The sequence below is a fragment of the Salinisphaera aquimarina genome (genome assembly GCF_042643355.1).
Classification (GTDB): domain Bacteria; phylum Pseudomonadota; class Gammaproteobacteria; order Nevskiales; family Salinisphaeraceae; genus Salinisphaera; species Salinisphaera aquimarina.
Genome location: NZ_JBHRSS010000001.1, coordinates 469,517 through 482,343 on the forward strand (window position 1 = coordinate 469,517; position 12,827 = coordinate 482,343).

13 protein-coding genes are annotated in these 12,827 nt (G+C 61.6%); 7 read left to right on the plus strand and 6 right to left on the minus strand.

Features of this window, described 5'->3' with window-relative positions; genetic code table 11:
- Positions 1-91: 91 nt before the first annotated feature.
- Both ahcY and metK read right to left on the minus strand, forming a co-directional pair.
- Positions 92-1,513, minus strand: coding sequence for an adenosylhomocysteinase (ahcY, locus tag ACFOSU_RS02195; protein WP_380686010.1), 1,422 nt, complete (start codon positions 1,511-1,513; stop codon positions 92-94).
- A gap of 90 nt (positions 1,514-1,603) precedes the next feature.
- A complete protein-coding gene (gene metK / locus ACFOSU_RS02200) occupies positions 1,604-2,767 on the minus strand; it encodes a methionine adenosyltransferase (protein WP_380686012.1) in 1,164 nt (387 codons plus the stop codon).
- Between the two features lie 212 nt (positions 2,768-2,979).
- On the opposite strand from metK, the gene ACFOSU_RS02205 reads away from it, so the two are divergent.
- From ACFOSU_RS02205 to ACFOSU_RS02215, 3 genes are read left to right on the plus strand one after another with little or no spacing between them, the layout of a single operon-like run.
- Positions 2,980-3,837, plus strand: a complete 858-nt coding sequence (locus ACFOSU_RS02205; RefSeq protein WP_380686014.1) for an SDR family NAD(P)-dependent oxidoreductase — start codon at positions 2,980-2,982, stop codon at positions 3,835-3,837.
- A 22-nt stretch (positions 3,838-3,859) separates the two neighbouring features.
- Positions 3,860-4,783, plus strand: coding sequence for a ferritin-like domain-containing protein (locus ACFOSU_RS02210; RefSeq protein WP_380686016.1), 924 nt, complete (start codon positions 3,860-3,862; stop codon positions 4,781-4,783).
- Positions 4,780-6,318 (plus strand): flavin-containing monooxygenase, encoded by a 1,539-nt coding sequence (locus ACFOSU_RS02215; RefSeq protein ID WP_380686018.1) that lies wholly within the window; start codon positions 4,780-4,782, stop codon positions 6,316-6,318. The genes ACFOSU_RS02210 and ACFOSU_RS02215 overlap by 4 nt, the downstream gene beginning before the upstream one ends.
- A 294-nt stretch (positions 6,319-6,612) precedes the next feature.
- Here ACFOSU_RS02215 and ACFOSU_RS02220 read toward each other — a convergent pair whose 3' ends face one another.
- Both ACFOSU_RS02220 and ACFOSU_RS02225 read right to left on the minus strand, forming a co-directional pair.
- Positions 6,613-7,296, minus strand: coding sequence for a PEP-CTERM sorting domain-containing protein (locus ACFOSU_RS02220; protein WP_380686020.1), 684 nt, complete (start codon positions 7,294-7,296; stop codon positions 6,613-6,615).
- A 298-nt stretch (positions 7,297-7,594) separates the two neighbouring features.
- Positions 7,595-7,795: a hypothetical protein gene (locus ACFOSU_RS02225; RefSeq protein ID WP_380686022.1), complete on the minus strand. Its 201-nt coding sequence runs from the start codon at positions 7,793-7,795 to the stop codon at positions 7,595-7,597.
- A 548-nt stretch (positions 7,796-8,343) separates the two neighbouring features.
- Here ACFOSU_RS02225 and ACFOSU_RS02230 point away from each other — a divergent pair.
- A complete protein-coding gene (locus ACFOSU_RS02230; RefSeq protein ID WP_380686024.1) occupies positions 8,344-8,631 on the plus strand; it encodes a BrnT family toxin in 288 nt (95 codons plus the stop codon).
- Positions 8,628-8,843: a BrnA antitoxin family protein gene (locus ACFOSU_RS02235; protein ID WP_380686026.1), complete on the plus strand. Its 216-nt coding sequence runs from the start codon at positions 8,628-8,630 to the stop codon at positions 8,841-8,843. The genes ACFOSU_RS02230 and ACFOSU_RS02235 overlap by 4 nt, the downstream gene beginning before the upstream one ends.
- Positions 8,844-8,969: 126 nt before the next feature.
- Here the strand turns inward: ACFOSU_RS02235 and ACFOSU_RS02240 are convergent.
- Both ACFOSU_RS02240 and soxR read right to left on the minus strand, forming a co-directional pair.
- A protein-coding gene (locus tag ACFOSU_RS02240) for an IS3 family transposase (RefSeq protein ID WP_380686445.1) occupies positions 8,970-10,059 on the minus strand; the annotation gives its coding sequence in 2 pieces (ribosomal slippage) (positions 8,970-9,807 and positions 9,806-10,059; 1,092 coding nt in all).
- A gap of 230 nt (positions 10,060-10,289) precedes the next feature.
- Positions 10,290-10,751, minus strand: coding sequence for a redox-sensitive transcriptional activator SoxR (gene soxR, locus ACFOSU_RS02245; protein WP_380686028.1), 462 nt, complete (start codon positions 10,749-10,751; stop codon positions 10,290-10,292).
- 247 nt (positions 10,752-10,998) lie between these two features.
- Between soxR and ACFOSU_RS02250 the strand changes: the two genes are divergently transcribed.
- Positions 10,999-11,592, plus strand: coding sequence for an NADPH-dependent FMN reductase (locus ACFOSU_RS02250; protein ID WP_380686030.1), 594 nt, complete (start codon positions 10,999-11,001; stop codon positions 11,590-11,592).
- Between the two features lie 360 nt (positions 11,593-11,952).
- On the plus strand, positions 11,953-12,813 hold the full coding sequence (locus ACFOSU_RS02255) for an arylamine N-acetyltransferase family protein (RefSeq protein ID WP_380686032.1): 861 nt from the start codon (positions 11,953-11,955) through the stop codon (positions 12,811-12,813).
- Positions 12,814-12,827 lie beyond the last annotated feature (14 nt).

Genomic DNA, 12,827 nt, shown 5'->3' on the forward strand with positions numbered 1-12,827 from the left:
CGGCAATCCGGCCGGCGGTTACTAAAAACCCGGCTCACGCGCTGCGTGGACCGGGTCGTATTGCGTCACCTTTTGAACAAGGCGCCGTCCATCAGTAGCGGTAATGGTCCGGCTTGTACGGGCCTTCGACCGGTACGCCGATGTAGTCGGCCTGCTCGGGGGTCAGCTCGGTCAGGCGTGCGCCAAGCTTGCCCAGATGCAGACGGGCGACCTTCTCGTCGAGGAACTTGGGCAGGACGTAGACCTTGTTCTCGTAGTTGTCCGGACGCTGCCAGAGCTCGATCTGGGCCAGCACCTGGTTGGTGAACGAGGCCGACATCACGAAGCTCGGATGACCGGTGGCGCAGCCCAGGTTCACCAGGCGACCGGCGGCCAGCAGGATGATCTTCTTGCCGTCGGGGAAGGTGATGTGATCCACCTGCGGCTTGATCTCTTCCCACTCGTAGCCCTCGAGCGAAGCGACATCGATCTCGTTGTCGAAATGACCGATGTTGCACACGATCGCCTGGTTCTTCATGCGCTCCAGATGACGATGCTCGACGACGTGGAAGTTGCCGGTGGCGGTGACGAAGATGTCGGCCATCTCGACGGTGCCCGGATCGTCCAGGTTGACCACGCGATAGCCTTCCATGGTCGCCTGCAGGGCGTTGATCGGATCGACCTCGGCCACGCATACGGTCGCCCCCAGGCCTTTCAGCGACTGCACCGAGCCCTTGCCGGTGTCGCCGTAGCCGACCACGATCGCGGTCTTGCCGGCGATCATCACGTCGGTGGCGCGCTTGATGCCGTCGACCAGCGACTCACGACAGCCGTACAGGTTGTCGAACTTGGACTTGGTGACCGAGTCGTTGACGTTGATGGCCGGGAAGGTGAGCGTGCCGTTCTTCTCCATCTGATACAGACGCAGCACACCGGTGGTGGTTTCCTCGGTCACGCCGCCCATGGCGTCCAGGCGGGTCTTGTAATAGCCGGGCTCGTTGGCCAGGCGCTGCTTGATCGCGGCGAACAGCGCTTTTTCCTCGGCGCTGCCGGGGTTGTCCAGCACGGAGGCGTCGGCTTCGGCCTTGGCGCCCAGCGAAATCAGCATGGTGGCGTCGCCGCCGTCATCGAGAATACGGTTGGGCACGCTGCCGTCCGGCCATTCCAGGATGCGGTGGCAGTACTCCCAGTACTCGTCCTGGCTCTCGCCCTTGTAGGCGAACACCGGAATGCCGCGCTCGGCGATGGCGGCCGCGGCGTGATCCTGGGTGGAGTAGATGTTGCAGGACGCCCAGCGCACATCGGCGCCCAGCTCGATCAGGGTCTCGATGAGCACCGCGGTCTGGATGGTCATATGCAGCGAGCCCGCGATCTTCGCGCCGGCCAGCGGCTGCGAATCGGCGAATTCCTCGCGCAGGGCCATCAGGCCCGGCATCTCGGTCTCGGCAATGGCGATCTCGCGACGGCCCCAGCCCGCCAGGCCGAGATCGGCGACGAGATAGTCGTTGTTCATTTTTTCGGCAGGTGCGCTCATGGCGTACTCCTTGAAAAGGTCTTGTATCGATGACGCGCACTTGCGCGCCGATGCCGCGATGTCACGGCAGCGTTGTCTGTGATGAACCGGTTACGCGGCGGCGATCCCGGCCGCGTCGGCCAGCGCATTGGCGCGATCGGTGGCTTCCCACGGCAGATCGACATCGTTGCGCCCGAAATGACCGTAGGCCGCGGTGGCGCGATAGATCGGCTTGGCCAGATCCAGCATCTTGAGGATGCCGTAGGGGCGCAGATCGAAATGATCGCGGATCAACTGAGTGAGCTTGTCGTCGGTGACCTTGCCGGTGCCGAAGGTCTCGACCGAGATCGAGGTCGGCTCGGCGACGCCGATGGCATAGGAAACCTGTACTTCGCACTTGCCGGCCAGACCCGCGGCGACCACGTTCTTGGCCACATAACGCGCGGCATAGGCAGCCGAGCGGTCGACCTTGGAGGGGTCCTTGCCGGAGAACGCACCGCCACCGTGGCGCGCCATGCCGCCGTAGGTGTCGACGATGATCTTGCGGCCGGTCAGGCCGGCGTCGCCCAGCGGGCCGCCGGTGACGAAACGGCCGGTCGGGTTGATATGCACGACCGGATTGTCGGACAGCCAGTCGCCGAGTACGGGCTTGATGATGGATTCCATCACCGCTTCCTGCAGATCCTTCTGCTCGATATCCGGCGAATGCTGGGTCGAGAGTACGACCGCATCGATGGCCACCGGCTTGCCGTTTTCATAGGCGAACGTCACCTGTGATTTGGCGTCCGGGCGCAGCCACGGCAGTTCGCGCGACTTGAACAGCTCGGCCTGCTTGCGCACCAGCCGATGGGCATAGGTGATCGGCGCCGGCATGAGCACTTCGGTCTCGTCGCAGGCATAGCCGAACATCAGGCCCTGGTCGCCGGCGCCCTGTTCTTCGGGACGGGTGCGGTCCACGCCCTGATTGATATCCACGCTCTGCTGGCCGAGCGCGTCGAGCACCGCGCAGGTGTCGGCATCGAAGCCCATGGTGGAATCGGTGTAGCCGATATCGCGCACAACCTGGCGTACCAACGCTTCGGTGTTGATCTGGGCGTTGGAAGTGATTTCGCCAAACACCATGACCATGCCGGTCTTGGTGGCGGTTTCACAGGCCACGCGGGCCATCGGGTCCTGGGCCAGATGCGCGTCGAGCACCGCGTCCGAGACCTGATCGCACAGCTTGTCGGGGTGGCCGGCGGAAACCGACTCGGAAGTAAACAAATAGCGACTCATATTCAATATCCCTCTATCCGGATAGGCGAATGATAGTACACGGCAGGCCGCTGCCGCAAAGAATTTAACGCCGGAGTGCGATGGACGTCTGACAGCGGGTGAACGCGAATGGTTGCGTCGCAACGATGACTGCAATTAATGTGACATCAAACAATGGCACAATAGCTACGGCGAGTGGCAACACCGATATGGCCGTAACCCCGGAGGAATCAATGTTTTCACGCAGGTTATCCAGACAGGCGTCGGCCGTCATCACCGGGGCGGGCAGCGGCATCGGCCGCGCTTTCGCGCTCGAACTCGCCGCTCGTGGTGGGCGCGTGGTGTGCTCCGACATCAATCGTGTGCAGGCGCAGGCCACGGTGGCCCTGATAGAAAAAGCCGGTGGCCGCGCACTGGCGACGGTCTGTGATGTGACAAAACTCGCCGACGTCGAGGCCTTGGCCGCGACGGCCGAATCCTGGTTCGGCGGTCCGGCCGATCTGGTCATCAATAACGCGGGCGTGGGGGCCGGCGGTCACGCCATCGGCGAGATGACAATGGCTGATTGGCAATGGGTGCTGGACATCAACATGTGGGGCGTCATCCACGGCTGCCACGTATTCGCACCAAGACTTCGCGAGGCCGGGCGGGGCGGCATCATCAATGTGGCCTCCACCGCGAGCTTTGCGGCCGCGCCGCGCATGGGCGCCTACAACGCCAGCAAGGCGGCGGTGCTTGCCGTGACCGAAACACTCGCCGCGGAACTGGCGGATACGCCCATCCGCGTCACCGCGCTGTGCCCGACCTTTGTACAGACCAACATCATGAAGGCCGGGCGGATCAGCGCGTCGTCGTCGAAGATCGCCGACAACCTGATGCGCTGGACCGGCGTGCCGGCCGAGAGCGTGGTCAAGAGCGCGCTGGCCGGACTCGATCGCCGTCAGCTCTACGTGTTGCCGCAGTTCGATGCGCGCCTGGTCTGGCGCCTCAAGCGTCTGCTGCCCGCCGGCTATACCAGGGGCGCCGGTTTCATCAACCGGTTTGCCGCAAACGACACGCCCGATCGTGCCCGCGCGTCGGCTTCGGAATAACCAGTAGCAGCAGGAGAACCGCATGGATATCGATCTCGACAAGATGCTCGCCAAGGTCAAGGCCAGCCAGTGGGCGCTGGCCGACATCGACTGGGACGCCCCGGGCGCCGAGCTGATCACCGACGAACAGTGGCCCAAGCTCAAGGCCTTCATGTCCGATCTGATGTGGATCGAGCACGTCGGCGCACGCGGCTTCGCCGCCATGGCGCGCAAGGCCGAAGACCCGACCCTCAAGCAGATGTATACCTATTTCCATGCCGAGGAGCAGCGCCACGCCAACGCCGAGATGGCGCTCATGCGCCGCTGGGGCATGCTCGAGGAAGACGAGATTCCGCTGCCCAACATCAACCTGCGGCTGGTAATCGACTGGTTGGATACCCAGTCCGACAGGATGCCGCTGGAAGTGCTGGGGTCGGTGATCCCGATGCTCGAAGTCGCCCTCGACGGGGCGCTGTGCACCTTCCTGCTCGAGCAGGTCGACGACCCGGTCTGCCACGACGCCTTCAAGCGCATCAACGACGACGAATCCCGCCACCTGGGCGTGGGTTTCCACGTGCTCGAAATGCAGGGCCACGGCAAGGCGTATCGGCTGGGCCTCAACTTCATGGGCACGATCCTCAACCCGCGCCTGATCGTCGGCATTGCGACCTACCTGCCGCTGCTGTCCCGGATGCGCGACAACGTCGCGGCGATGGGGCTGCCGGAAGAAAAACTCTACAAGGCAATGAAGAAGTACGAGCGTATTGGCGGCCGGACCGAGGACGGACGCCGCAATCCGTGGTTCCAGCTGATCAGCCGTCACGGCCGGCTGGTGGTCGATCGCGGCAACAAGCTCTATCACGGGCCGGTCGATGCCATGGTCCGGCTGACAGACTATTATCCGCGTGCGTTGCTGCGACCCGTGCCGACCTGGGTCAAGGAACTCACCTACAAGAGCGCGGCATGAGCGCGGTCAACGGTCACGCTGCGCGCAAGACGCCCGCAACGCGCAAGGCCAGGGTGCTCGATGTCGCCATCATCGGTGCCGGTTTTTCCGGGCTCGGTACGGCCATCCGTCTGCGCGAGCAGGGCATCACCGATATCGCCATCCTCGAGCGCGGCGACGATGTCGGCGGCACCTGGCGGGACAACACCTATCCGGGTGCGGCCTGCGATATTCCCTCCAATCTGTACTCGTTCTCCTTCGCCCAGAACCCACGCTGGTCGCGCGGCTATTCGGGCAGCGCCGAGATCCTCGACTATGTGCATCATCTGGTCGATCGTTTCGAGTTGCGCCCGTTGATGCGTTTCCGGCACAACGTGAAAGGGCTTGAGTTCGACGAGGCCCGCGGGGCCTGGACGATCAGCATCGCCGGCAAGAGGAACGTCCACGCGCGTTGCGTGGTGGCTGCCCAGGGCCCACTCGCGAATCCGTCGCTGCCCGACATTCCCGGTATCGACAGCTTCGGCGGCGAGGTCATCCACAGTGCCCGCTGGGATAACGACTACGATTTCGACGGCAAGCGCGTCGCCGTGATCGGCACCGGCGCCAGTGCGATCCAGATCGTGCCCGAACTGGCCCGGCGTGTGGATTTCCTCAAGGTCTTTCAGCGCACGCCGGCGTGGATACTGCCGCGGCTGGATTATTCAGCCCCTGACTGGAACAAGACCCTGTTCGACAAGTGGCCCGCCAGCCAGACCGCAGTTCGCAACGCGCTGTTCTATGCGCACGAGGCCATGGCCACGGGCGTGATCTGGAATACGCCGGTCACGCGTCTGCTCGAAGGTTTGGCGAAGGCCTTCCTGCGTCATCAGGTGCCGGATGCCTGGGTACGCCGCCAGCTGACGCCGCAGTACCGTATCGGCTGCAAACGCCTGCTCATCTCCAACGATTACTACCCCGCGCTCATGCGCGACAACGTCAAGCTCTATGACTGGCCGATCGACAAGATCTGCGAAAAAGGCATTCGCAGCGCCGAAGGCATCGAACACCAGGTGGACTGCATCGTCTTCGCCACCGGTTTCTCGGTGCCCAAGGCCGCCGCACCGTTTCCGATCACCGGCGCGGGCGGGCGCCAGCTCGACAACGAATGGGCACGGGGTGCGGCGGCCTACAAGAGCGTGAACGTCGCCGGCTACCCGAATCTGTTCATGACCCTCGGCCCCAACGCCGGCCCCGGCCACAATTCCGCGCTGGCCTATATCGAACCGCAGATCGACTACATCGTGCAGGGCATCGGCACGATCCTGGAGTACGACCTGCGCGCGCTGGACGTGCGCGCGGATGCCCAGGCAAAACACAACGCGGAGCTGCAGAAACGCCTGGCCAGAACCAACTGGAATTCCGGCTGTTCGAGCTGGTATCTCACCGAAGACGGGTTCAACGCCACCATGTATCCGGGCTTTGCCACCCAGTACCGCGCGCAGATGAAAGCCTTCGTGAACGCCGACTATCGCGCCATCCGCCACAATGCGGAGTTCTCGAGAACCGTGGACGCGTAACGAAACAATAGTGGGCCCGACGCGCCTCGCTCGGCAGCGAGCGGCTTGAAGCAACTCGTCCAGGGCCCTCGGGAGCACGCCCGGCCGCGACCACGTCGTGCCGCCGGCGGGGACGTTGCCTTGAGTTCGAGGCAGCGTAGCCCCCGAGATATCGAATCCGGATCTATCGAAGTAATGGCGACCGGCTTTTGCCTGAACAGGGGCATGAAAACAAAAAAGCCGGAACACATGCTGTCGCATATGCCCCGGCTTTACCGCACAACAACCCGACCTCAGGGATGAGGTTTAATTGTCTTAGCCAATATTGCGCTTGCGGACGACGTAACCCAGGCCGAACAGGCCGAGGGCGAACAGTGCAAGCGAACCCGGCTCCGGCACGTCCTTGATGGACTGCAAGGTAACGCCGCCGTTGTTGCCGACGAGATACAGGTTGCCGAAGCCGCCGTTGGGCAGCATGAACTCGCTACCGGCGATCAGGAAACTGCCCAGACCCATGTCACCGGCGGTGCCGGTCAGCGAGCCGAACAGTACGGAGTTCTCGTGATTCGGCTGACCGATATAGAAGTCGACGATATCGCCTGCGTCCAGTGAGCCGATGGTGAACAGGATGTTGTTGTCGAAGAAGCCGGCGTTGTCTCGTGCATAGCGAGCGAAATCAACCGACAGGAATTCATTCCTGTCCAGGGTGTTGCGCATGTTGGCATCGACCGAGACACCCACGCCGTATTTCGCCGAGTTGCCGGCAAAGCGACCGTCACCGTTGTACTGAAAGACATCCCGCTCGCGGAAGTTGTTGGTCTGGGCGAACGGCGCGTTGTAACCGAAAGCGCGGACACGCAGGCCGTCGAACGTGGACTGGCTGCCGAAGTTGACATCGGCACCGGCGTCGTTGAAGAAGTCGATCTGCGTCGCAGACGCGCTGCCGGCAAAGGCAAAGCCGGCCACGATGGTGGTCGCGGCAAGGAATGATTTCAGCATAAGGTCCCCAAGGATAAATTGTTATGTAAAGAAGCGTGCTCCCGGCCACGTAAGCAATCGCCGTGCCGGTTTTTAAAAACTATAGAAAACAAAGAACTGAGCTTTTCAGGGGCCGTTGTCGCACCTTGTCCGTAAGGTTTTTCGACAGCAGTGCTGGATTGCAGCCGGCTGTGTACGACCCCGCCGGCTGACGAGGCGCTTGGGGGCGACCATGTCGGTCTGGGTGGCTTTGAGCTCCGGAAGCCGGAACTGCTGATTGTCCCTGCTTAGTCGGCGACTTGGCCTGTGTAAGTATTTCCTACGGGGCCGTTGGCGCGAGGTTGGTGCCGATGGAATGCATGCAGCCGTAGATGGCGTCCAGGCTGGGCGCGGCCACGTGCGTGTTGGTGCTGTCGGACAGCATTCGACTGCGATAGGGTTGGAACAGAATAAAAAACAGAGGTGAACCGCTGGCATTGCGACTGTGGCTCAGGCCCGGCGATGACGGCCGAGCTGCCATGTCGTCTACGACCACTAGCAAAGCGCTTAAGCCCAATCGCTCGAATAATCGTCTCGTCGATATTCAGGCGCGCAATTCGTGTCGGCATAGCACGCGAAGCTGGCATAAACCAATGATTTGTCGGGATTAGCGTAGGCGCTATATCGATTGAGATGTGCGTGCTATACCTACAAATGTCGTCTAGTTGGCGCTAAAAAACACTCGAGTTAGAGAGCGGTTGCGACAAATTTGCGGTAGAAAAAGACGAAAAATAATGATATCTACGAAGCGACAGCGAGCTGGCGCATAACGTAGTTGATGCGACATTACGAAGTCGCTTCGGTTACCGGCCTTTTGCGCCTTTAATCTGTTTGTTTCGACGACAGCGATAACGGAGTCGTGCAGTGTCGTCTAGCGCCCGTTGAAGCGACACCGGAGTGCAGCGACGATCTACGTTGATAGGCAATCAGGCAGTGCTCTGCTGACGTTGACTCTCGGTTATAGCGTCGTTTGACTAAATGGGTTGGGCCGCATATTGACCCGCTCAATGATAAGCATACAATGTATGTATGATCGAATTCGAATGGGACGCAAAGAAGGCGCGAGCTAACGCCAAGAAGCACGGCGTCTCTTTTAGCGAGGCGCAGTCCGTGTTCTATGACGAATACGCTCGCCAGTTCTTTGATGAGGAACACTCTGAATCGGAAGAGCGTTTCATCATGCTCGGGCTGAGCGATCAATCACGAATTCTCGTCGTATGCCACTGCGAGCGATCTCAAGGACAAGCCATTCGCCTGATATCAGCCCGTAAGGCAACTGCTTGTGAGCGCAAGCACTACGAAGGTCCAAAGCCATGAAACAGGAATACGATTTTTCGAAAATGAAGTCTCGTAAGAATCCTTACGCTGCGAAATTAAAGCGGCAAGTGACGATTCGTATGCGAGATGATGTCATCACGTACTTCAAAGGCATGTCCGAAGAGACCGGCATTCCTTATCAGAGCTTGATTAACCTATATCTTAGGGATTGTATGGCTACCGGGCGTCAGCCGGATCTTTCCTGGAAATAATGGCGCCCAACAGGTCGCTGCAGTTGGCCGCCCAAAGCGCTGCCGCGCTTTGGGTACCCTCCGCGCTTCGCGCTCCGGCCGACCATACCCCGGTTTTAGTAGCATTTCGATCCAGAGTCCAAGGGTTCAAGTTGCCGCTTTTGCGGCGATCTGCGCTGCATAGTCAGCGGGTGTCAGCCCGCTCAGTTCTTTCTTCGGACGCTCCTCGTTGTACTCGCGATGCCAGCCTCGGATGATCGAGGCGGCGTGAGCCAAGCTCACGAACCAGTGCTCGTTCAAGCATTCATCTCGAAAACGGCCGTTGAAAGACTCAATATAGGCATTCTGATTCGGCTTGCCGGGTTCGATCTGCTTGAGCTGAACGCCGTTTTCAAGTGCCCAGTTCAGCATCGCCTTGCCGATGAATTCAGGGCCATTATCTGATCGTATGACCGTCGGTAGGCCTCGGGTGAGCGCCAACTCATCCAGCACACGAGAGACCTGCATACCGCTCATCGACCGACCGGGCACCAGCGCGACGCATTCGTGGGTCGCATCATCGACGATGCCCAGGCACTTGATGGCACGACCATCGGCCACCCGATCGAACACAAAATCCATCGACCAGACTTCGTTCGCCACCTTCGGTCGGCCCAACGGCTGACGATCGGCCACCGGCACCTTCTTTCGCCGTCGCCGCCGAACCTGCAGCGCCTGATCGGCATAGAGTCGTTCGACACGCTTGTGATTGACCGCCCAGCCGGCCTGGCGAAGCTTGAGATAGATCATCGGCGCGCCGTAGCGCCGATAACACTGGGCCAGACGCAGGATCTCGGCGCGTAAGCGCGCGTTTCGATCCGGCACCGGCTGATACCGGAACGCGCTCGCGCTCATCGCGGCGACGGCCAGCGAACGTCGTTCGCTGAGTCCGCGCTGGCTCATGAACCGCACCAGCTCGCGCCTGGCTGCTGCGGTTACCATTTTTTCGCAAGGCCTCGCGCGTGACTTCGTTTTCGAGCAGCGACTCGGCAAGTAGCTTTTTGAGGCGGCTATTCTCAGCCTCGAGGACCTTCAATCGCTTGGCGTCCGATACGTCCATGCCTCCGAACTTGTTCCGCCAGGCGTAGTAGCTGCCTTCGGAAAAGCCGTGCCGGCGGCAGAGCTCCTTGACCGGCGTACCCGCTTCCGCCTCTTTGAGAAAACCGATGATCTGTTCTTCGGTGTACCGCTTTTTCATGTCCAATCTCCTTTGGATGATTGGACTCTAGATCAGCGTGCTACTCAATTGCGGGGTATGGTCGCAGCCACGTCTTGCATTGCCATATTTGCAGGCGCGTCTATTCCACGCATGACATCTAGCCGTTCCACAGGGCAGGGCGGCATGCTCTTTCCGGGTCACGACGCTTGCCTATCTGCTTGCCGTCGCGCTGATCTGTACCGCGATCCGATATCAATAGGGCTGAGCTGTCACCTCGGATCAAACAGGCGTGCGCCGGGGCCGGCCCGGGATGCGACGTCGTCGGGATTGCGTAGCGGGCAGATATCCAGCGACAGGCAGCCGCAGCCGATACAGCCGTCGAGTTGATCGCGCAGCTTGGTGAGTTTGTCGATGCGCTCGTCGAGGTCGTCGCGCCAGCGGTCGGATAGACGACGCCAGTCCTTTGCGGTCGGCGAGCGTTTTTCCGGCAGGGCGTCGAGTGCGTCGTGGATCTCGGCCAGTGGAATGCCGATGCGCTGGGCCACCTTGATCACGGAGACCAGACGCAACACGTCGCGTGAGTAACGCCGCTGATTGCCGGCGTTCCGGCGGCTGTGGATCAGGCCGCGGGTTTCATAGAAGCGCAGCGCGGACACGGCCACGCCGCTGCGCTCCGCCACCTCGCCGATCGAAAGCGTCTTGTGGATGGCCTGTGTCTCGCGGCTGCTCATTGCTGATCTCCCGGCTTTGGCAGTGCTTTCGGCTCCATGCCACGGGGCGGATAGCCCATGTCGTGGTGCCGCGCGCGGCCAGACGATTACGTCCCGGACCGCGGATGGGCGTCGATCCGGCCATCCGTTTGGTTCGCCACGACCTGCGTTCTGAACGTTCGAAAAAAATATTGACCCAGCTCTTGACCTAAACAAAGGTTGAGGTCTGATGATGTCGGCGTCAACCTGAAAATGAGCTGGAGCCGACATGTCGATAGCGACCAATATTTGCCTGATTTACGGCAGCGCCCGCGAGGGCCGCTTCTGCGATACCGTCGCCGGATGGGCCCATCACGAACTCGATAGACGAGGTGATTTTCGCGTGAGTATCGTGGACCCGCTGGATGGGCGCAGCTCCGGTGAACGCAACGCCACACTCGCCGAAGCAGACGCCTTCATCGTGGTGACGCCGGAATATAACCATTCCTTTCCCGCGCCGCTGAAGACGATCATCGACGGCGCCAAGAGCGAATGGGAGGCCAAACCCGTGGCCTTCGTGTCCTACGGCGGCATTTCCGGCGGGCTGCGTGCCGTGGAACAGCTACGCACGGTCTTCGCCGAGTTGCATGCGGTAAGCGTGCGCGATCAGGTGAGCATCGCTTTTGCGGGTCGTGCATTCGATGAAGCCGGCCGGCCCAGGGACGCACAGGGCGTGGGCGAGGCGTTCGCGGTGATGCTCGACCGGCTCGTCTGGTGGTCGGATGCCCTGGCGCAGGTTAGGGGCTGTTGCCGTTTCGTGCGAGCGCCACGTTGGAGTCCTCAAATCGTATCAGGCAAGGCGCGAGTCGCCGGTCGTGGTTAGCCACGATCAAGACTTGCAACGCTGCCTGATGCGATTTGAGGCCCAACCCTTCGGGACAAGGGCTGTTTTGCGGCAATACAGCGTTACAGCGCGCTTGCGTAGAATGACTACGCGGCGCTTGCTGCGCCTCGTCTTGCCGCAAAACAGCTCTTGGCGCGGTCTCGTACGAAACGGCAACAGCCCCTAGAGCGCGGCGTCCTTATCGGGAAGCGGCGTGAGAACTCAGCCACAGATTGTCGCAGCCGGAAAGCCGCCCCTCTGGCGTGCGCCGCCCGAACATGCGGTGATCACGGCCGCACGCGATGTGGCACGTTATCGATTCATGGATCGATTCGACGATCAACAGAACGGAGTCTGCTGATGTCAGTTTCCCAGTTATCCGCGGACAGCGACGCGCTGATGGTCGCCGACGCCATCGATCTGCCGGCTTATCTCGAGCGTATCGGTTACCACGGACCGCTCGTGCCGACACCCGAGCTGCTGGCAACGCTGGTCGAACGACATATGGCCGCGATCCCGTTCGAGGCGATCGACGTGCTGCTCGACCGCGGCGTCGACCTGGCGCCGTCGGCGGTCGATACAAAGATGCTCGCGGGCCAACGTGGCGGCTACTGTTTCGAGCACGCCAGCCTGCTGCGGCGGGCACTGCTGGCGATCGGTTTTCCGGTGGAGTCGCATCTCGCCCGGGTCTGGGTCCACGGCGGTCTCGAGGCGCCGGTGCCAGCGGCCACGCACGCGTCGTTGAAGGTGAGCGCCGGCGAACGGTTGTGGCTCGTGGATGTCGGCTTCGGTGGCTTCATGGCGAACCAGCCGCTTGTCTGGCAGCCCGATACGCCGCAACAGACACGCTTTGGCGCGTTCCGGATTACCGAAACGGCCCATGGCTTCATGGTGGAATCGCAGCACCGCGGTCGCTGGTCGCCGCTGTACGAAATCCTGGACTTCGACTGGCAGCCGGTCGATTTCGAGATGGCGAACCACTACGTCGCCGAACATCCCGCGTCGCATTTCCGGCACGAGCTCATGGTTGCGCGCACGCAGGGTGACAGCCGCAGCACGCTCGCCGGCAATCGGCTGAAGATTGCGAGCGTCGATGGCGCCTGCGACGAGCGCAGGCTGGATGCCGACGGCCTGGCCGATGCGCTCGCCACGGTATTCGGCCTGCCGGTCGCGGCCGACTGGCGGCCGCTGCTCGAACGCGTTGCAGCCGGCACGGACTGATCGGTGAGCGCCCA